The following is a 19,702-nucleotide window of genomic DNA, read 5'->3' as shown; positions in this document are numbered from 1 at the left end:
GAGGGTTTCAAGGCCACTAATGCACAACAAGCCATGCATTAACGAATGAAATGCCTATTATAGAAAAACACACAAGAAAAGCTATGCTGGAGGTATAGGCATACATCGAGCACATGGCTAGATAGAGAAACAGTTTGATTGGTCAGTTATCTAGGCAGTTTTGCCTATCAGTTTAGGCCGCCTTCGCCCAAAGCGCTGACGATGCAGCGCTTCAAACCGCGTAGCACTGCTGAGCCAGGTTTTACGATTGATGGATAACCGTTGAAGAATATTAGGCAAACGAGAGCCACCGATCACGAATGGACGAAGATGTTCTGGTCTGGTTTAAAGGGCAGGGCAAAGGCTACCAGACACGCATTAATCAATTGCTGCGTTCTTATATGCAGTCACAGCAGCGCTAGCCTACCTTGCACGGAAAATGGTGGGTCAATAGGGCAGGCATTACTTGTCCATAGGCCGAGTCCGGCCACTATCATCTATAGCCACAAAAACAAACTCACCTTCAGTGACTTTTACCGGTTCAAAGGTTTTCTTTTCGTTAATCCAGACTTCCACATTAATGTGCACCGAGCTGCGGCCAATTTTAGTCACCTCGGTATAACAGCTGACAATGGCGCCAACATGGACGGCGATTAAAAATTGCATACCATTAATCGCAACCGTCGCCACTCGGCCCTGGGCAACATCCAGCGCTGCAATACCCGCGGCCAAATCCATTTGTGAAACTACCCAGCCGGCAAAAATTTCACCGCGGGGATTGGTATGGGCGGGCATCGCAATGGTTTGTATGGCAAGTTCACCATAGGGCTCTGGCTGCTTATCTACAGACGTCGTACTCATAAAATATCTCAGTCAAATACTATTTAATAACGCGGGTTTTACCCGAGTCATCCAGGGCCACAAAAACAAACTCACCTTCGGTAACTTTGGTGGGCTCCTGTGTTTTTTTATGGCGGATCCAAACCTCAACATTGACCTTGATCGAGCTGCGACCAACTTCCGTAACATCGGCATAGCAGCTAACCACGGCACCGACATGAACGGGGGTTAAAAACACCATGCCGTTAATTGCAACGGTAGCTATTCGCCCCTGAGCAACTTTTAGCGCAGCAATCGCGCCAGCCAAATCCATTTGCGACACCAGCCAGCCACCAAAAATATCACCATTGGCATTGGTATCTGCGGGCATCGCAATCGTTTGCAGGGCAAGGTCGCCGCCGGGCAGGGGGATATCATCGTTTAAATCGTCATCACTCATGAACAATCCTTAAAAATCGCTGAAGGAACATCGAGTTATTATTGCTTTAATAACTCTGGAAGGCCGGTAACCAGAGAGGGCCACTGCGCAATCATGCCTAGTAGTAGCAGTTGAATCAATACAAAAGGGATAACTCCGCGATAAATATCCCCGGTTTTCACCGACTCCGGTGCCACCCCCCGTAAATAGAACAGGGCAAAGCCAAAGGGCGGTGTTAGAAAGGAGGTTTGCAGGTTAATCGCAATCATAATACCCAGCCAAATCGGGTCAACGCCCATGGCCAGTAAAATAGGCCCAACAATCGGCACCACCACAAAGGTAATTTCAATAAAGTCCAGAATAAAGCCCAGCAGAAAAATCACCAGCATCACTACCGCGATAGCACCTACCACACCACCGGGCATTTGCTGAAACAGATGATGGATGGTTTCTTCACCACCAAAGCCGCGGAACACCAGTGAAAAGACCGCTGCGCCAATTAAAATCATAAACACCATACAGGTGACTTCAAGGGTAGAGCGGCCGACTTCGCCCAAACGCTGCTTACTTAATTCACCTTTTAATGCCGCTAGCAATGTCGCCCCTAAGGCACCGACGCCGGCCGCTTCGGTGGGAGTGGCGGCGCCCACCAGAATAGAACCCAACACCGCCATAATTAATAACACGGGCGGAATTAAGCCGCTAAACAAATCAGCCATAGACGGTAATTGTTGGTCTTCAACCGCGGGTGCTGCCCCCGGGCGCATTCTTACAAACACCAACAGATAAACAATATACAGCGTGACCAGAATAAAGCCCGGCACCAGTGCACCAATAAACAGATCGCCAACCGAAACTGTTTTGGGGTTAAAGATGCCCATATTTAGCTGCGCCTGTTGATAGGCGGTTGATAAAATATCCCCCAGCAAAACCAGCGCGATAGAAGGGGGGATAATCTGCCCCAGTGTGCCGGTAGCGCAGATAACGCCGGTGGCCAGCTTTGGGTCATAGCCACGATTTAACATCGAGGGCAGTGACATTAAGCCCATGGTCACCACGGTAGCACCGACAATACCGGTACTGGCTGCGAGCAACATCCCTACCAACACTACAGAGATGGCCAAGCCACCTTGAACCCGACCAAATAGCGCGGCCATATTACCCAGTAATTGTTCAGCGACACGGGATTTTTCTAACATCACCCCCATCATGACAAACAGTGGCACGGCAATCAGTGTGGTATTTTTGATCGTGCCAAATAAGCGGTTGGGCATGGCGGTTAAAAAAGAAGGGTCAAAATGCCCGGTGATAACACCTACCCCGGCAAACACCAGCGCCGTTCCGGCCAGGCTAAAGGCGACGGGATAACCCAGCATTAACACCAGACATACCGCAATAAACATAAACAATGGAATTAACTCAATCATCAGCGGTTTCCACTAGCACCATGGCACTGCGCAGTATTTCTGCCAATGCCTGCAGGCCAAGATTGATTGCCATAATCGGTATTAAGGTTTTTAACAAAAATACTGCGGGGATGCCGCCGGGTTCCGTAGACACTTCCCGAATATCCCAGGACTGGACTACAAAGTCCCAGCTGATAAAAAAGATATAGGCGCACAGGGGCAGCAGAAAAATAATCCCCCCAAGGCTATTAATCCAGGCTTTGCCTCTGGCAGAAAAGTTGCGGTAAAAAATATCCACCCGCACATGGCCATCCTGTTTCAGGGTATAGGCAGCACCGAGCATAAAAATACTGGCATGCAGATAAGTGACGGCTTCTTGCAGGCTAATAGACCCCACTTCAAACACATAGCGCAATACCACCACCGCGCATAGCAATACCATCATCAGCAAGCTTAACCAGGCCAACATACGGCCGGTCAACTCAGAGAGCTGATCAATCAAGCGATAAATAAGGGTTGCTGGCATAGTGTTTAAAGGGCTAATTTTATTGTGGCGGCATTATAACCGAGATTGGCATGTATCCATAACCCGCTATCACCCCCTCGTAGGGGAGCTGCCATACCAAATGGTAGGGTGGATTATAATCCACCAAGCCCAGCCATGAGTGCCATATACCGGTGGATTATAATCCACCCTACAATATTCAAGACATATCTCTCGGACAGCCACCCGCCTTCAGGGGAATGGCGAAATGGTTGTTTGGGATTACAATTCGAACCTTAGGAGCGCTGGCCAGATCAGGCCCAAATCTGCTATGGTTTAACTCTGGAATCATTTAATAGCCATGGCAAAAAAATCGATGAAATCAACACTACGAACCGCTATTTACCCACTGCTACTCGGCAGTATGGTTTTTTTAAGCGCCTGCGAAAGCAAGTGGGAGAGCATGCCTGATGATGAATTAGCTGCCAAAAACGCCGAGTGCTACACCATTGACGACCCGGCAGCGGCAATGATCCAAGTCTGTAAAAACTATAAGCGCGAATGTGAGCGTCGTCGCTCAGAAGGCATCTACGTCTGCTAGAGGCTGGATAAATTATGACCGACAAACCCACAGAAGCCCTGATAGGCGGCGAGCCCACCATTGAGTTAATCGCCGGGCGCCACCCCAACGGAGAGTTGGTGGTAGAAAAAGTATTGATCAACCCCCAGCAAGAAGCCAACAGCTACCAGCTGTTAAAATCCCCGCTCTTTGTCCGCGGCATTGCCCGGGCGGATATTATCCAGGCTATGGATAAACCCAAGGGGGCGTTTAAAGTGCTGCAACATGGTGGCAACCTCTGCCTGCGGATATTTAGCAAAGACGATTTTAGTAATACCGCCTTATCGGCCTTGGAACAGAGCCTGACCTCAGAAATTGAAAAGCTGGGCGGTGATTTGGATATCAAAGAACCCAAAGCTCTGGTCTATAGCATCCATGTTAGCTGTGGCTTTAATGCCATCGAAAAAATGTTAGATGAAGCGCTGTCAGCTTATAAAGATGTGGCGTGGTTTTACGGCAATGTGTATGACCCGGAAACCGGCGAGCCACTCAATTGGTGGCAACCTATTTTAGCACCCACTGAATAAAGCTCAGAGCAACAGCAGCGCAACAAAGAGTAAACAACATGTTAATGGTTATCTCCCCCGCAAAAACACTGGACTTTGACACCCCGGCCAAAACCAAAGTGTCAACCCAGCCAGATTTTCTGGAGCAATCACAGCAACTGATTGATGAGTTGCGCGAACTATCGCCGTCGGATATTTCCGGCTTGATGAGCATTAGCGATAAATTGGGCAATCTGAATTTTGACCGCTTCTTAAATTGGCATACCCCCTTTGAAGCGGACAATGCCAAACAAGCGGTATTAGCCTTTAAAGGCGATGTGTATACCGGCCTTGATGCCGAGAGCTTTACTAGCAAAGACTTTAAATTTGCCCAAAAACATCTGCGGATTTTATCGGGCCTGTATGGCCTGCTGCGCCCGCTGGACTATATCCAACCCTACCGTTTGGAAATGGGCACCAAATTTGCCAATGAGGGTGGCGACAACCTCTACCAATTTTGGGGTGAGCAAATTACTGATGCGATGAATGCGCAGCTAAAAAAATCCAAAAGCGAGGTGCTGCTAAATCTGGCATCTAACGAATACTTTAAGTCGATCCAGCAGAAAAATATCAATGCCGATATTATTACCCCGGTGTTTAAAGATTTAAAAAACGGCAAATACAAAATCATCAGTTTCTATGCCAAAAAGGCCCGTGGCCTGATGAGCGCCTATATCATTAAAAACCAGCTCACCGATGTAGACGATATCAAGCAATTTGATACCGACGGCTATCGCTATAATCCAGCAATGTCCTCAGCTAGAGAGTGGGTATTTACCCGCGATGAACCCGCCTGATGCTTTTTTAGGCAGCTAGCCTGAAAAGCTGCCCTCTACATTCGCCCCCTGTCCATTTCTCGTCTAAGCTAAGTAAACCCCTACAGCCAGCGCAGCCGTTAGTTGGTGGATTACAATCCACCCTACTTGTTAGCAACACTGTAGGGTGGATTGTAATCCACCAACTCGCTTAAACACCGTTGAGCGATAAAAAAGATTAAACACATAAGTACAACCTGGGCACCTATGGCAGTATTAAAATTCTTAGTAGTGGATGATGCGACCTTTATCCGCGATATGTTGAAAAAGAACCTGCGGGACCACTTTCCCGGCAGTGAGATTATGGATGCTCCCAGCGCCAAGAAAGCCCAGGTACTATTAAAAACCAACCGTGTTGACCTGATTCTCTGTGATTGGGAAATGCCGGAAATGACTGGTGAAGAGTTTTTACGCTGGCTGCGCGCCGAAGAAAAATACGCGGACTTGCCCTTTATTATGGTGACCAGCCGGGGCGAGCGGGACTATATTGTTAAAGCTGCCCAAGCCGGTGTTAGCGACTATATTGGCAAACCTTTTACCCCGGAAGCTTTGGTGGGCAAAGTCACCAAGGCCCTCGCCAAAGTGGGTAAAAAAGTTAAACCCCACGGTGTGCCAGACCCTGATGCGAATAGCAGCCTTGGGGTACTAACCGGTGGTGCCAAACCTGCGCCAAAACCCGCCGCCAATCCGATTAATGATTCTGCCAATGTGTTAACCGCGGCCAAACCACAAGCCCCCGCTGCGGCTAAACCGGCGGCTAAGCCCAAAGCTAAAACCGCTGTGCGCGGCCAGGCCATGTTGACCTTTGCCAGTTTTAACAGCCAGTGCATTATCAATGATATCTCACTGCAACAGCTCAACGGCGCGATTAAGCGTGAGCAAACCCTGCCGGCTATTTTTGAATCCGTCGTGATTAGCATTGTGCAAAACGATGGTGAAGATGTGGCGCGCTTAAATGGTTATGTGCATAGCCTCCAGGCGGCCGAAAATCGTATTGATGCGGGGGTGATCAAATTAGTGATTCGTTTTGTTGATGACGACCCACAAAAACTCGAACACTTATCACGCTATATCGCCAAACTGTAAAATGTCTATGGACCGTCCCTTTTCTCAGGCCTGCGAAAACAATAAGGCCGTTATCCTCGATGTGCTACAGCGCTACTTTGCCGATACTGATTATGTATTGGAAATAGGTAGCGGCACTGGCCAGCATGCGGTGTATTTTGCTGAGCATCTGCCTCATCTTTATTGGCAACCTGCCGATCAACAAGAGTATATAGAGGGCATCAATAGCTGGCTTGACTGGGCGCAGCGCGACAATATTTTACCGCCGCAGGTGTTGGACGTTAACCAGCCCTGGCCAGTGGCCACCACCCCCGCTATTTTTTCTGCTAACACTGTTCATATAATGAGTTGGCAAGAGGTCGAACGGTTTTTTACCGGTATAAACCATGTGCTAGAGACCGGTGGTATATTTTGCCTCTATGGCCCTTTTAACTACGAGGGTAAATTTACCAGCGAAAGTAATGCCAACTTTGAACAATGGTTAAAAAGTCGCAATCCCTTAAGTGGCATCCGTGACTTTGAAGCAGTTCACAGTTTGGCTAAAGAGGCTGGACTATCATTGCTAGATGATATTGCCATGCCCGCCAACAACCGTTGTTTAGTATGGCAAAAGCAGTAAAGGACTTTTAACCCCATGTTATCCGACAAGCCAGCAGAAAATCGATTTCTTATTGTCGATAACTATCCCTTCGGCCGCGATACCCTGCGCCGTAGTTTATTATCTCTGGGTGCCAGCAAAGTCGATATTGCCGTCAGTGCCAGCAGTGCTATCAATATGTGTAAAAATGTTGATTACGATATGGTGCTGGCAGACTACGATTTGGGAGAGGGGAAAAACGGCCAGCAATTATTAGAAGAGCTGCGCAGTCAAAAAATACTCCCCAATGTCAGCGCCTTTGTGATTTTAACCTCTGAAACCCAGCGCGATGTGGTGCTGAGTACACTGGAATACCAGCCCGATGATTATCTGGCAAAACCCTACCCACAGAATTTATTAATTCGCCGCGTTAAACGGCTACTGCGTTATAAATCCAGTTTGCATGAAGTATTTCAATCGATTGATGGCGACAGTTATCAACTGGCGGTTCAAGACTGTGAAAACTATTTAGCCAGCAACGATGAATTTCGCAGCAATACCCAGCGCATCTTAGCCGAGCTGCATCATACTCTGGGCAACAGTGATAGCGCCCGGGAAATTTATGATCTGGAATTAATCAACCACGACAGCGACTGGGCGCGCTTAGGTCTGGCCAAAGTCCATCTGCAACAGGGGCGTTTATACGAGGCCGAGGCGCTTTACCTCGAGCTGATTGATATTAACTATATGTATATCGAGGCCTACGAAGACCTGTCCAAAATTTATCTGGAAACAGAGGACTTTAAAAAAGCCGAAGATATTATGGCCAGAGCGGTATTAGTCTCGCCCCTGTCGATTCGTCGCCAGCAATGGTATGCCAGTATTTGCGAGCGCAATAACCACTACGATACCGCCATAGGTGCCTGGCGCAATATTATTAAAGCCACCCGCAATACCAAATATGAATCGGCGGATAACCATTTAAATCTGTCCCGTTGTATCAGTGACTTTTGTGACCATCACGATACCTATACCGATAATGTGGTAACCAGCGAAATAGCTCGCCATTTAGATTTAATGAGAACCCGCTTCCATGTTTATGGGGACAATGAACTACAGTCCTTATTAATAGAGGGCAGGGTCTCCTATGGCAAAGGCAATAAAGAAGATAGCAAGGAGCGTATGGCTCAGGCCAAAGCCCTCTATGAAGAAAGCCCCTCATCATTTTCTGAAGATTGCCAATTAGAGTTTGCCAAAACACTCAGCCAATCCGGTGATAATGTAAGGGCAGAGCGAGTGCTAAAAGCGCTGGTAAAAAACAGCAAAGACCCTGCGATTTTATCCAAAGCCGATAAGATATTAGATGAGCCCGTCAGTAAAGATGGCAAATCAAAAATTATTAAACTAAACCGTCAGGGTATTAAGCAATTTAAGGCGGCGGAGTATCCCAAGGCGGCGGAGTACTTTAGAGAAGCACAGATGTTCTTTCCCAAAAATATTGAACTTAATCTTAACCTGACTCAGGCCCTGTTAAAATCTATTAAGGTCAGCACCGATAGCAACCAAATTGAACAGTGGCTAACGGAAGCGGAACAGTGTTTAACCCAAATTCGTGGTATTCCTACCAGCCATAAAAAATATAATAACTACCAGCGATTAAGCAAAGAGTTGTTGGCTATGCAGGATGATATTGCGGCTTAAAGTATTTGGTTTATATTGGTTGGTACTTCAAGTTTCATATCCCTGGTTTTTGGACATATAACGCAGAGTACAGCAGCAGGTCACCCTAGTGGACTGTCTCGACTACCACGTATTGTTATAGCTATTTATGCTCGGGCTCCACTTTTTTAATTGACCAAACAAAAGTAATATAGCAAACAACCCACAGGGTTAAAGGGGCTGAAGGACCAGAAAATTCTAAACCAAAAGCGTGAAAATCAAGATTACCTTTTACTGCGACATCAAGCAAAGTTACTAGACCGAATGATGCTACAGCCGAAAATGGTAAGCCGAAGTTATGAGCAGGAGAACGTTCGAGCATTGTTTTTGTAGATGTCTTGCCAAGAAAGTAGGCTCTTATTAGCAACCAGGAATAAGCTAGTACACCGAGAAAAAGAACCACTATAGTTCCTATTTTTACAAACTCTAATACAGTGTCCATTATTACTATTTTCTCCTATATAGACTATAACGCCCACATAAACGGCGCGACGTCAGGAGCGTCCGGCGACCGGAGGGAGCGAATTTAATGTGATTGTTAGCCGCTAAGATCTTTGATATATACACCATACTCGACCCCGTGAATCGGAGGTGTATTTCGAACCCACTTGAATCCCATCCGCTTGTACATTGGCAACGCGACATCCATGAGACCACTGGTGTGTAACGCGAATAGGGATGCACCGTCCCGCTGTGCACGGCTTATACATTCCTTAGCCAGTATGCGCCCGATACCACGACCACGGGCATAAGGGGCCACTACTAGCATTCGCATGATTGGCCACTCCGGTTGAAAATACGACGCTTTTGGTTTGCCAGCGCCTATGTAGGCTACGGCACCCACAATCTGCCCATCCTCTTCCGCTACAATAACTTCTCCTACATTGGACAGGGCTGACATTCTCCCGATATTTTCCTTGAATTCCGACCAATCGAGATACGCTTCCTCATATTGTTCGAAGGCAGCGATAGCGACTGCATCGACTTGCGTCGCGTCGGTTTTCTTAAAATTTCGTATTGTAGGCATGATCGCTCCTTGCGGCTAACATTTATATACAGCGCATGCGCGTTTAATAAAGGATTTCTTAAATAACCGCGACATGCCCCTACATCATATAAGACACTTAAAGAGAAAAAATCCCCACCTATTAATACAATAAAAAGAGGGGTATCTGGTTTTCAGCTCTGCTTTGAGGAAAAAGGGGAGTTATATATTCTAAGGGTTATTTATCCGCCTTCCTAAACGGCAACATCTCACAAGCCTGTTCAATATACCCCTCCATCGACCGATTATCCTGATCTATAAAATCCTCAATCGCCGCCGCAAACGCAGGCTCCGCAATCCAGTGATTAGACCAGGTTTCAATAGGCGTAAAGCCCCGCTGAATTTTATGCTCACCCTGAGCGCCGGGGTCAAAGCGTTGCAGGCCGTTGGCTATACAGTATTCAATACCCTGGTAATAACAGGCTTCAAAATGCAAAAACTCATATTCCACCATACAGCCCCAATAACGCCCGTACAGGGTTTTTGAGTCACGGAAATTAATCGCCCCGGCAATGGCTTCGCCACCTTTATTATGGTCATAGGCCAATACCAGTACGATATGCTCGGCCATCGTCTCGGCAATTAATTCAAAAAATTCCTGGTTAAGGTAGCCGCCATGGCCGCTGCGCTTGGCATAGGTCAGTTGGTAAAAATAATAAAACCGCTGCCATATTTCCGGTGAAATATCGGGCCCTTCAATTACCTCCAGTTGTAAATTCTGCTGTTCAACTTTACGGCGTTCTTTTTTCAGGTTTTTGCGTTTTCGCGAACTAAACGTATTAAGGAAATCATCGAAGTTGCTAAAGCCTTGGTTAAACCAGTGATACTGTGAGCCGCGACGTGGCTTAAAACCGAGTTTTTGAAATTGGTCTTTATCTTCAGCCGGCGGAAATAAAATATGGATAGACGAGGCATCAATTGCCTTTGCGTGGGCTAGCAGGGCATCACTTAATGCTTGCCTTACAGCGGCAGCATCCTGATCTTCGGTGATACAAAGCCTGGGGCCTGTTGCGGGTGTAAAGGGAATGGCCGATAGTATTTTTGGATAGTAGGCAAAACCGTGTCGCTGGTAGGCATCTGCCCATGACCAATCAAAGACATACTCGCCATAGGAGTGGTATTTTAAATACAGTGGCATGACGGCAATCAATATATCGCCGTTATAAACCAGTGCATGTTGCGGTTGCCAGCCAGACTCGCGGTCAGTGGCTTTACTAAGCTCCAGCGCCTGTAAAAATTCATAGCGGGTAAACGGGTAATCAGTACCGGCAACGGCATTCCATTGAGCGTGTTCAATCTGCTCAATACTGTTGATAAAACTAACCTGCATGGTAATAACTCAGTGCAATGCCACCAAAAATAATGGCACCGGCCCAGTGATTATTTAAAAATGCTTTAAAGCAATTATCCCGGTCCCGGTGTCGAATCAAGTACTGTTGATATACGAAGAGCAGCGCTGTGACGATCAAACTTAAAAAATACCACTGACCCAGACCAAAGGCGCGGCCGACTTCAACCAGCAATACAAGCACAATAACTTGTAGCAGGCCGGTAATTAAGCGGTCGTATTGGCCAAATAGAATAGCGGTGGACTTAACACCTATTTGTATATCGTCATCTCTATCCACCATTGCATAAAAAGTGTCATAGGCCACTGTCCAAATCACCACCGCAAAATACAGCAGCCATAACTCCTTAGGCAGCGCATTTTGCTGGGCGGCAAAAGCCATGGGTATACCCCAGGAAAATGCCGCCCCAAGCACCACCTGTGGCAACTGTGTGTAGCGTTTCATAAACGGGTAGCAGGCGGCGAGGGCAACAGCGGCAAAGGATAAGGCAATGGTTTTAGGGTTGGTAAACAATACCAGCACAAAGGCTAGCAAACACAGCACTGCGGTAAAAATCAGTGCCTCTTTTGAGCTGATCTTGCCGGTAGCCAAAGGCCGGTTGGCGGTGCGTTTAACATGGGCATCAATTTTGCGGTCGGCAAAGTCATTAATGGCGCAGCCCGCCGAGCGCATTAAAAACGTACCGAGAATAAAAATCACCAGCAACTTGAGGTCGGGTAAACCTTCGGCGGCAATCCACAGTGCCCACAGCGTTGGCCATAGCAAGAGGTAAGTACCAATGGGGCGGTCAAAGCGAATCAGGGCCAGATAATCCGGCGTTTTATGGCGAAGGCTAGAGAACAGGGTGGTCATGGCTTATAGGTTCTGTGGGCAGGCTGGCGGCCAACAGTATAACAGCGGGGGAGTCTGAGGCCAGTTAGAAACTGCTAAAGTAGGCCCCTAGCATCACCGCAGACATCAACGCGAGAATAGGCACAATGGCCATTAATTCAAAGCGGTCCAGACCATCGCTGCCGATAATCAGCGCCAGGTCGTTATTGGGGATTTGACGGCGGTCCATCACCCTGCGGCTATCATAGGCCGAGTTGTAAAGCTGGCGGCGGTCGGTGCCGGAGCGGCGGTTGAGAAAGATTTTACGGTTCATGGTTCTGCGCCCTTATCCATTAAGCTTTTTTATTATTATGGCCGAACGCCTATTTTATAAACAGTCTTATAAAATGCCAAGGCCTAAGCGCAATTAAATTAGGGGATAAAGTCGGGTAAAAAGATCTCGCTGACCATAATGGGCCTGGCGGCCAGTTCAAATCGGCAGCGCCGGCCCCAGAGCTGGCCCGAAGCCTGCATAGACGCCGGTAATTGGGGGCTCTGGCCGTCTATGGCGGCAATCTGGAAGGGGTAGCGGCGCATACTGGGGTCTCGGAATAGCATTTCCCCCAGCGAGCTATCATTAAACTTGCGCAGCCGCCGCAGCCGTCCCACCAGTGAGCTGGCGGGTATTACACTGCGGGCAAATACCCAGGGCTGGCCCGCACAGAGCAGGGCCACTTCACGGATAATCGCCATTTCACGGTGCTGCAGCCCCAGCAAGGTCGCCTCAGAGAGCCGGGGGCGCTGCCACTGCTGGCTTAGCACCTGTACTTTAAACTGCCCTTTGCTGGATTTGATCAGACGCTGGGTCAATGACCCCCGGTCTAATAGCCATGGCCGCACTTTGCCGGGCAGCTGTGAGGACGTGAAGTGGTGATAATCCTGCCAGTTAGATTCTTTGGGGTGGTATCCGAGTGGTTGAAGGGCGTACAATAGCGGGCTTCCAGCAGATTGGGTATCAATAAGCGTGAGGATGCGCGAATACAATTCAACATGCAAGTGCTGGGCAGTTCGACATAAGTACTGGGAACAGATTAGACAACAACATAATGAGAAAGCGAATAGGTAGGATTTGTAATGACTAAATGGGAATGTATTGTTTGTGGCTGGGTTTACGACGAAGCTAAAGGTGACCCGGATTCAGGCATAGCACCGGGCACCAAATGGGATGATATCCCCGATGACTGGTTATGCCCTGACTGTGGTGTTGGCAAGGAAGACTTTGAAATGATTGAAGTGGCCGAGGCTGCCACTGAAGTGCCCCACCATGAAGATGAAGATACTACCGACCATGTTATCGCCCCTGTGGTGATTTTGGGCACAGGCCTGGCAGGCTATGGCCTGGCCAAGGAATTTCGCAAGCATGACTCGGAAACCCCATTAATCTTAATCACCAACGATGATGGCCGCTCCTACTCCAAGCCGATGTTATCCACCGGCTATACCAAAAATACCGAAGCCACTGATTTGGCACAATCCGATGCCGGCAGCATGGCCAGAACCCTGAAAGCCAGCGTGTGGACCATGACTGACGTGGTAGCTATTGATACTGACCAGCAGATGATTAAGGTCGGCGATGCAGCGACCAGCATCCACTACAGCAAGCTGGTATTGACTGTCGGTGCTGAAACCATCAAACCACCGATTGCCGGTGATGCGCTGGATTATGTCTATTCCATCAACGACTTGCTGGACTTTGATGATTTCCGCAAGGCCGTGAAAAAGACCGGCGCCAAAAAGGTCTGTGTTATCGGTGGCGGCCTGATCGGCTGTGAATATACCAATGACCTGATCAATGGCGGTTTTGAAGTAGAAACCGTCGATCCGCTGGATTACTGTTTGCCAACCCTGTTACCTGAAGTTGCCGGTAAAGCGGTACAGCGTGCGCTGGAAGAAAAAGGCGCTAAATTCCACTTTGGCCCACTGGTTACCGAAGTCAATAAAGCCGACTCTGGTGTGGTGGTGACCTTAAATACCGGCGCGACTATTGATGCTGATATTGTGGTCTGTGCCGTTGGTGTGCGCCCACGTACTGAGCTGGCCAAAGCCGCCGGTATTGAAGTAAACCGCGGTATTGTCGCCAACCGTCTGTTAGAAACTTCTGCCAAAAACGTCTATACCCTGGGCGATTGTGCCGAAGTGGCTGGCCATGTACTGGTTTATGTTGCCCCATTAATGGCCGGTGCCAGGGCTTTGGGTAAAACCCTTGCCGGTGAGCCTACTGAAGTAAGCTATGCGGCAATGCCTGTAACCATTAAAACACCCGCCTGCCCGGTTGTGGTTAACCCAGTGCCTAGAGATGCTGAAGGTGAGTGGACTGTGAAGGAAGAAGGTAATAACGTGACTGCGGAATTCCGTGGCCCAGATGGTGGTTTAATCGGCTTTGCCCTGACCGGCGAAGGCACCAAAGAGAAAATGCGCTTACAAAAAGAGCTATCGCCCATTATGCCCTAAACCGCATTTTTACAAACTTGGGTTTACTATTTTCGAAAAAATTGAGATAGTCCGGTTAAGCATTATCAGGATATATTGCCGGGCTATCTTCTAAAGCCAATATCTAACAATAACTAAGTGTCTCTAAAGACCAAACACAGATAAGGAACGATTATGCGCAAGCCAGACCTAGCTGAACAAATCGCCGATAAGGCCGACATCCCCGTTAATAAAGCCAACGATGTGCTTTCTGCCATCCTTGATGAAATTACTAACTCACTGAGCCGCAAAGAGTCCGTTAGCCTGATTGGCTTTGGCACCTTTGAAACTCGTCACCGCAATGCCCGTACCGGCAAAAACCCTCAAACCGGTGAGCCAATCCAGATTGCGGCTAGCAATACCGTTGGCTTTAAGCCTGGTAAAGCCTTAAAAGAAGCGTTGAACTAAGCGCCTCTTTTGAAAGATAATAAAAAAACGGATGACATGAGAATGTCATCCGTTTTTTTATGCTTCACGTCATTCCCGCGAAGCTATGACCCTCCGGGACAAGCGCCTTAAATAACACAGTAGGGTGGATTATAATCCACCAAACCCAGCTAAAAACCGTCACAACCGGTGGATTATAATCCACCCTACGGGGTTGAACTTATCTAAAGTATGGGACCCAAACAGCAATCAGCGAATAACTATGCAGCTATGACAGATATAAACCCCGCCGCCCAACAAACCCATCAATGGTTAGAAACCATTGTGGTTGGCCTAAACCTCTGCCCCTTCGCCGCCCCGGTACTGAAAGCTGATGGCGTGCATATAGAAGTTTGCGAAGCGGAGCAGGACCAGGCCATGATCAGCGCTGTGTTAGAGCAGCTGGATCAATTGCAGCAAACCGATGAAAGCACAATGGCCACCAGCCTGCTAGTATTCAGTCAGGGCCTGCGCGACTTTGACCAATACTGGTCATTGGTTGAGGTAGCCAACGAGTTATTACAGCAGGTGGGCTTAGACGGCGTCATACAAATTGCGAGTTTTCATCCGGACTATTGTTTTGAGGGTGTTGCCGCTGATGATGTGAGCCACTATACCAATCGCTCGCCTTATCCTATGCTACATTTTATTCGCGAAGCACAGTTAAGCCGGGCCTTGGAAAATTATCCGGAGCCAGAGTTAATACCAGAAAACAATATTCGCAAACTACAAACCATGGGCAAGCCGGCCCTGCTAAAACTATTATCCACGGAATCACTATGATCAAGCTTGAACTACATTGGCAAATCTTAATCGCGATTATTGCTGCGGGCCTGGCGGGAATGATAACCGGCACCGACACCAGTATCCTGGGTGTGAGCTTTTATGCCATCTATGGTTTTATCGGCACTTTATTTTTAAACGCTTTAAAAATGATTATTGTGCCACTGGTGATGTCGTCAATTATCACCGGTATTTCCGGTATTGGCAGCAGTGATAATTTGGGCCGCCTCGGTGGCAAAACTATTTTGTTTTACGCCACAACCAGTTTGTTAGCGATTCTGGTGGGTCTGGTATTAGTAAATATAACCGCGCCAGGATTAATTAATGGTGAAGCCGCTGGCGAACAACTTAACCTAAGCACCGACGCTAACGAGTTGGCGCTGGTGGTAGAAAAAGTGGAAGGCAAAGGCGCCAGTGATATTAGTGATGTATTTTTGCGTTTGGTGCCGACCAATGTAGTGGCCGCTGCCGCCGGCGGGCAAATGCTGGGGCTGATCTTTTTCTCCTTATTATTCGGGTTTTTTATGACCCGTATTGATGATGATAAAAGCGCGGTGTTAAAAAACTTTTGGCAGGCCGTGTTTGATACCATGATGCATATCACCATGTGGGTGATGAAGTTTGCGCCTGTGGGGGTGTTTGGTCTGGTTGCAAAAACGGTTGCCTCTACCGGCTTTGCGGCGTTTTCCCCGTTATTAATTTTCTTTGTCACCGTGGTCGCGGCACTGGCTATACATGCCTTTGTTACCCTGCCGATCCTGTTGCGTGTGATGGGCCGTGTTCGCCCCGGTTTATTTATCAAAAAAATGTCGCCGGTTATGTTGACGGCTTTTTCCACCGCTTCCAGTTCAGCCACCTTGCCACTGACGTTAGAAACCGTTGAAAAAGAGATTGGCGTTTCTAACAAAACCACCAGTTTTGTATTGCCACTGGGGGCCACCATTAATATGGACGGTACGGCCTTATACGAATGTGTGGCAGCGATGTTTATTGCCCAGGCCTACGGTCTGGACCTGACCATCGTGCAGCAATTTACGATTGTGTTGGTGGCCTTGCTGACGTCCATTGGTGTGGCGGGTATCCCCGCTGCAAGTCTGGTGGCCATCACTGTTATTCTCGGTGTGATTGGCTTACCGCTGGAAGGTTTAGGTTTACTGTTAGTCACCGACCGTATACTCGATATGATGCGAACCGCGGTCAATGTTTACAGTGACTCCTGTGGTGCGGTGATTATTGCCCGTTCAGAAGGTGAAGAAACCAATATTGCTTCATAAGCTCCGGGTTTTATCATTTTTATAGAAGCATGGCTCCTGAATAAATTTGTTAGCTAGTTTTACTGGCGTTCTGCGGGCGAGTAGATAGTGCGGGAACGAGTTGAGCTGGGTAGCAGGTTTCGGGGCACGCTTTTCGCCATCCCTGGCCGCTCTTCGTTGGCATCCCTGCCAACGACGGCCCCGAAACCTGCTACCCACCTCAGCTCTGGCATCACGGCCACACTTTCTTTCGGGTTTATGTTTACCAATAATTTATTGAGTTTCTGTTCTATAACGGCAACGTAAACTTGAAGGTGTGGGTGAAGTTGGGTGTTTCAGGGGCGTGAAAAAGAGGGACCTTTTTCACGAGCCTTCATGGATGAACTTGTAGCGTCCCCTGAAACACCCAACTTCACCCACGCCCTGCAATCTCTAACCAACAACTTTTTGGCGCTTTTTTGGCACTGCCTAAAAATCCTCCAAGTTTTCCTCGTTATTAACGGCAAAAGTCTGTCAGCCGCTCGTCTACCTGGGCTCTAATATATCTCGGCGAAAAATTATTTATTCTTTTAAATCAGTTAGATAGAGAGCAATTCTAGCCCTGTTTATAAAGTTGGCCCGCTGATTGCTTTAGTACTTGGTATTAGCGCAAAAGGCGCACAACTGACTAAAAGAACGGGAACTCAACATGTTAAATAACTATATCGATAACCTTCAAAGCAGCATCCGCTGGGCACAGCAGCAGGATGATATCGATGTATTATGTTTGGCCCGCGACAATATGAATCAACTGATGGATTTTGTTACTACCTTGCCTGCCGCCGATCAAATGCAGGCGCATCAGGATATTGATAAGGTGCTACCGATGGAATGGCCGTTATGGATGGAAGCCTGTCGCTATGAAGACAGCGCTGACAGTGCTAGCGAAACAGTCACGCTGCACTAAGTACTACGAGGTTTAGCTCAGCATATTGGGGCGGTTTATCCGCCCCCTTTTTTTGCCCGGCATTTACCGCCAGGGTCGTATTTTCCCCATCCCCATCCCCACCCCCATCCCCATCCTGTCCTGGATGGTCATAAGCTTGTCCGTCCGGGTCATAGCTTTATTTTTTTATATTGCTAAGCTATGTTTATTAATCAGGACCACAATACCTATGGAGATCGGCATGGAGCTCGATACTAAAGACAATATACTGTCATTCCCCTTAAATACCTTACCCGGCGGAGCCGCGGAGTTCAGGCGCAGCTATGAGCTGGCAGCGAAAAGTGCCCGTGAACAAATCACCGTAGAAATGCATGACAATGAAGATGGCAGCCTGGCCACCATTGGCATGCTAATCAATATGCGCAAATCCATTGATCAAGACGTCACCATTTGCCTGCAAAACTGCCAGCCCAAAGTTAAATATCTACTGACAGTAATGGATGATGGTGAAGGCTTTGTATTTAAAGAGGGGCTTTTGGCTTAAAACCCCCTTATTTTATGCCAGTCACTCCTACAAAGGCGCATGACTATTCGGGGCAAATGCCAAACAAGAGCCAAGCGTTCTGTCGCGTCAGTAAAGTAAGCCCCAACTAACGGCCAACTGTAGGGTGGATTGCAATCCACCAAGCCCAGCCTCAAGCACTCTCATCATGGGTGGATTATAATCCACCCTACGTTGAATCCGGCGAGCTAAACCCCCACCTGAGTAGAAGACACCTGAATTCATCAATTAATAAGGGCTTTAATTCTGATTAGAACCCTTATAGAGCTTCCCCACTTTAAGTGACCAGATAAACACCGCCAGATTAAGTACACCAAAGAGAATAAACGGGCTGGCAGGGCCATAGTGCTTAAATAGCCAACCGCCACCGCCGCTACCCACCAAAATCCCAATAGCTCCGGCCGTGCCAAAAAAGCCAATCACAGCTCCGCGCCGTTTTTCCGGCGCCTGCTGCCCAACTAAAGCCTGGCTGCTTACAAAGGCGCTGATCTCAGCAATGCCCATCATAAACATCAAACCCCACACCCAGTCTGCGGTGGGGTCATCGACAAAGAAAATCGCCAGATAAACCACCGCCGCCAGGCCCGATGCCAGCGATACCGCCGCCACCTTGCTGATTTTATCGCTGATATAGCCCATTAAGAGTGCGCCCACCAGAGCACCAAAGACGGTAGTAAATACCCGGGGGGCGGATAAGGTACTCATAGCATCACTAAAGCTCATGCCCAACTCGCCCACGCCGTACTGCACAAACCATAAACCCATAAAGGCGCCGGTTACTGCCAAATCACCCCGTGAAATAAAGGCGGCACCATAAGACAGCCCCGTAGCCGGGTCGCGGGCAGCCTTTAAGCCTTCCTTTAACATTACGGTCATTTTTTCTTTGGCGGCCTGGGTCTGTTTGCCCACGGTTTTTGCCAGCCCGAAATAGGCAACTACAGCACCACTTAAGCCGATGGCACCGGCGGCAATATAGGCGCCTTGCAGAGCTTCAAGCTCGTCATAGCCGCGGTCAACTAATAGCTTGGGCACAAAACCTAACAGGGGAGGGATAAAGGCCCCAAAGGTAGCCATCATGCCTTGAATACCATTGGCCTTACCGCGGGTTTCATTGCGGGTATAGTCCGAGATAATGGTAATCATCATACCCATCATGGCTGCGCCACCCACTGCAATAATCAGGCGGTAAACCACCAGTTGCTCAAGACTGGTGGCAAAGGGGTAAATAGCGTAGCCAAAGGTGATACATAATAAGCCCGCGACATAAATCGGGCGTCGGCCAATCCGGTCGGCCCACACACCAAACACACCCATCAGTGCGATATAGACAATCTCCTGCATCACCCGCAGATTACCCGTGATTAAACCCTGCTCTTCAAAGGGGACTTCTAAGACCTGTAGCAAGCCGGGTTCCAGCATGGCTAGCAGTCCGGCATAACCGGAAGAGACCAGCGCAATATACATATACGCCGCAAGATTATGGCGACGTACGCCGTCCGATAAGGCGACGCCTAAAAAGGTATTTTGCGGGGTGGACATAGGGGCTCCGAGGG

At 48.4% G+C, this 19,702-nt stretch carries 24 protein-coding genes; 13 read left to right on the top strand and 11 right to left on the bottom strand.

Features of this window, described 5'->3' with window-relative positions:
• The first annotated feature begins 299 nt into the window (after window positions 1–299).
• Window positions 300–401 (top strand): BrnA antitoxin family protein, encoded by a 102-nt coding sequence (locus BST96_RS07240; protein ID WP_085758056.1) that lies wholly within the window; start codon window positions 300–302, stop codon window positions 399–401.
• Window positions 402–441: 40 nt separating this feature from the next.
• Here BST96_RS07240 and BST96_RS07235 read toward each other — a convergent pair whose 3' ends face one another.
• Genes BST96_RS07235 through BST96_RS07220 form a run of 4 tightly spaced genes read right to left on the bottom strand, consistent with a single transcriptional unit; the run spans window position 442 to window position 3,169 of the window.
• A complete protein-coding gene (locus BST96_RS07235) occupies window positions 442–840 on the bottom strand; it encodes an acyl-CoA thioesterase (protein ID WP_085758055.1) in 399 nt (132 codons plus the stop codon).
• Window positions 841–859: 19 nt separating this feature from the next.
• The gene (locus BST96_RS07230) at window positions 860–1,258 is read right to left on the bottom strand and encodes an acyl-CoA thioesterase (protein WP_085758054.1); all 399 of its coding nucleotides are present in this window, start codon (window positions 1,256–1,258) and stop codon (window positions 860–862) included.
• Window positions 1,259–1,296: 38 nt separating this feature from the next.
• Entirely contained in the window at window positions 1,297–2,664 is a 1,368-nt protein-coding gene (locus BST96_RS07225) for a TRAP transporter large permease (protein WP_085758053.1), read from the bottom strand.
• Complete coding sequence (locus tag BST96_RS07220; RefSeq protein WP_085758052.1) at window positions 2,657–3,169, bottom strand: TRAP transporter small permease subunit; 513 nt, start codon at window positions 3,167–3,169, stop codon at window positions 2,657–2,659. Before BST96_RS07220 ends, BST96_RS07225 begins: the two co-directional genes overlap by 8 nt.
• A gap of 334 nt (window positions 3,170–3,503) precedes the next feature.
• On the opposite strand from BST96_RS07220, the gene BST96_RS07215 reads away from it, so the two are divergent.
• The 6 genes from BST96_RS07215 (at window position 3,504) to BST96_RS07190 (ending at window position 8,449) form a co-directional block, all read left to right on the top strand.
• Window positions 3,504–3,728 (top strand): hypothetical protein, encoded by a 225-nt coding sequence (locus BST96_RS07215; protein ID WP_085758051.1) that lies wholly within the window; start codon window positions 3,504–3,506, stop codon window positions 3,726–3,728.
• Between the two features lie 14 nt (window positions 3,729–3,742).
• Window positions 3,743–4,273: a DUF4265 domain-containing protein gene (locus BST96_RS07210; RefSeq protein ID WP_085758050.1), complete on the top strand. Its 531-nt coding sequence runs from the start codon at window positions 3,743–3,745 to the stop codon at window positions 4,271–4,273.
• A 38-nt stretch (window positions 4,274–4,311) separates the two neighbouring features.
• Window positions 4,312–5,088 carry a peroxide stress protein YaaA gene (yaaA, locus tag BST96_RS07205; RefSeq protein ID WP_085758049.1) on the top strand — a complete coding sequence of 259 codons (777 nt, stop codon included), beginning with the start codon at window positions 4,312–4,314 and terminating at the stop codon, window positions 5,086–5,088.
• Window positions 5,089–5,313: 225 nt separating this feature from the next.
• Window positions 5,314–6,192, top strand: coding sequence for a response regulator (locus BST96_RS21235; protein ID WP_085758048.1), 879 nt, complete (start codon window positions 5,314–5,316; stop codon window positions 6,190–6,192).
• Between the two features lies 1 nt (window position 6,193).
• The gene (locus BST96_RS07195; protein ID WP_085758047.1) at window positions 6,194–6,790 is read left to right on the top strand and encodes a DUF938 domain-containing protein; all 597 of its coding nucleotides are present in this window, start codon (window positions 6,194–6,196) and stop codon (window positions 6,788–6,790) included.
• A 15-nt stretch (window positions 6,791–6,805) separates the two neighbouring features.
• Window positions 6,806–8,449: a response regulator gene (locus BST96_RS07190; RefSeq protein WP_085758046.1), complete on the top strand. Its 1,644-nt coding sequence runs from the start codon at window positions 6,806–6,808 to the stop codon at window positions 8,447–8,449.
• A 121-nt stretch (window positions 8,450–8,570) separates the two neighbouring features.
• Here BST96_RS07190 and BST96_RS07185 read toward each other — a convergent pair whose 3' ends face one another.
• The 6 genes from BST96_RS07185 to BST96_RS07160 all read right to left on the bottom strand — a co-directional run bounded on the left by BST96_RS07185 (window position 8,571) and on the right by BST96_RS07160 (window position 12,661).
• A complete protein-coding gene (locus BST96_RS07185) occupies window positions 8,571–8,909 on the bottom strand; it encodes a hypothetical protein (RefSeq protein WP_085758045.1) in 339 nt (112 codons plus the stop codon).
• Window positions 8,910–9,005: 96 nt separating this feature from the next.
• A complete protein-coding gene (locus BST96_RS07180; RefSeq protein ID WP_085758044.1) occupies window positions 9,006–9,494 on the bottom strand; it encodes a GNAT family N-acetyltransferase in 489 nt (162 codons plus the stop codon).
• A 196-nt stretch (window positions 9,495–9,690) separates the two neighbouring features.
• The gene (locus BST96_RS07175) at window positions 9,691–10,842 is read right to left on the bottom strand and encodes a GNAT family N-acetyltransferase (protein ID WP_085758043.1); all 1,152 of its coding nucleotides are present in this window, start codon (window positions 10,840–10,842) and stop codon (window positions 9,691–9,693) included.
• The gene (gene ubiA, locus BST96_RS07170; protein WP_085758042.1) at window positions 10,832–11,713 is read right to left on the bottom strand and encodes a 4-hydroxybenzoate octaprenyltransferase; all 882 of its coding nucleotides are present in this window, start codon (window positions 11,711–11,713) and stop codon (window positions 10,832–10,834) included. The genes BST96_RS07175 and ubiA overlap by 11 nt, the downstream gene beginning before the upstream one ends.
• 64 nt (window positions 11,714–11,777) lie before the next feature.
• On the bottom strand, window positions 11,778–12,005 hold the full coding sequence (locus tag BST96_RS07165) for a hypothetical protein (protein WP_085758041.1): 228 nt from the start codon (window positions 12,003–12,005) through the stop codon (window positions 11,778–11,780).
• A gap of 98 nt (window positions 12,006–12,103) precedes the next feature.
• The gene (locus BST96_RS07160) at window positions 12,104–12,661 is read right to left on the bottom strand and encodes a chorismate--pyruvate lyase family protein (RefSeq protein ID WP_169713943.1); all 558 of its coding nucleotides are present in this window, start codon (window positions 12,659–12,661) and stop codon (window positions 12,104–12,106) included.
• Window positions 12,662–12,805: 144 nt separating this feature from the next.
• Between BST96_RS07160 and BST96_RS07155 the strand changes: the two genes are divergently transcribed.
• The 6 genes from BST96_RS07155 (at window position 12,806) to BST96_RS07130 (ending at window position 18,131) form a co-directional block, all read left to right on the top strand.
• Window positions 12,806–14,182 (top strand): FAD-dependent oxidoreductase, encoded by a 1,377-nt coding sequence (locus BST96_RS07155; protein WP_085758039.1) that lies wholly within the window; start codon window positions 12,806–12,808, stop codon window positions 14,180–14,182.
• Between the two features lie 153 nt (window positions 14,183–14,335).
• The gene (locus BST96_RS07150) at window positions 14,336–14,608 is read left to right on the top strand and encodes an HU family DNA-binding protein (RefSeq protein WP_085758038.1); all 273 of its coding nucleotides are present in this window, start codon (window positions 14,336–14,338) and stop codon (window positions 14,606–14,608) included.
• A 249-nt stretch (window positions 14,609–14,857) separates the two neighbouring features.
• Window positions 14,858–15,409, top strand: coding sequence for a DUF1415 domain-containing protein (locus BST96_RS07145; protein WP_085760491.1), 552 nt, complete (start codon window positions 14,858–14,860; stop codon window positions 15,407–15,409).
• The gene (locus tag BST96_RS07140) at window positions 15,406–16,683 is read left to right on the top strand and encodes a dicarboxylate/amino acid:cation symporter (RefSeq protein WP_085758037.1); all 1,278 of its coding nucleotides are present in this window, start codon (window positions 15,406–15,408) and stop codon (window positions 16,681–16,683) included. The genes BST96_RS07145 and BST96_RS07140 overlap by 4 nt, the downstream gene beginning before the upstream one ends.
• Window positions 16,684–17,350: 667 nt before the next feature.
• A complete protein-coding gene (locus tag BST96_RS07135; protein ID WP_085758036.1) occupies window positions 17,351–17,608 on the top strand; it encodes a hypothetical protein in 258 nt (85 codons plus the stop codon).
• A gap of 220 nt (window positions 17,609–17,828) precedes the next feature.
• Window positions 17,829–18,131: a hypothetical protein gene (locus BST96_RS07130; protein WP_085758035.1), complete on the top strand. Its 303-nt coding sequence runs from the start codon at window positions 17,829–17,831 to the stop codon at window positions 18,129–18,131.
• A gap of 258 nt (window positions 18,132–18,389) precedes the next feature.
• On the opposite strand, the gene BST96_RS07125 is transcribed toward BST96_RS07130, so the two are convergent.
• Window positions 18,390–19,688, bottom strand: a complete 1,299-nt coding sequence (locus BST96_RS07125; RefSeq protein WP_085758034.1) for an MFS transporter — start codon at window positions 19,686–19,688, stop codon at window positions 18,390–18,392.
• Window positions 19,689–19,702: the final 14 nt, after the last annotated feature.

It is taken from the genome of Oceanicoccus sagamiensis (assembly GCF_002117105.1).
Taxonomy (GTDB): domain Bacteria; phylum Pseudomonadota; class Gammaproteobacteria; order Pseudomonadales; family Dasaniaceae; genus Oceanicoccus; species Oceanicoccus sagamiensis.
This window is presented reverse-complemented; position numbering and strand designations above follow the sequence as displayed.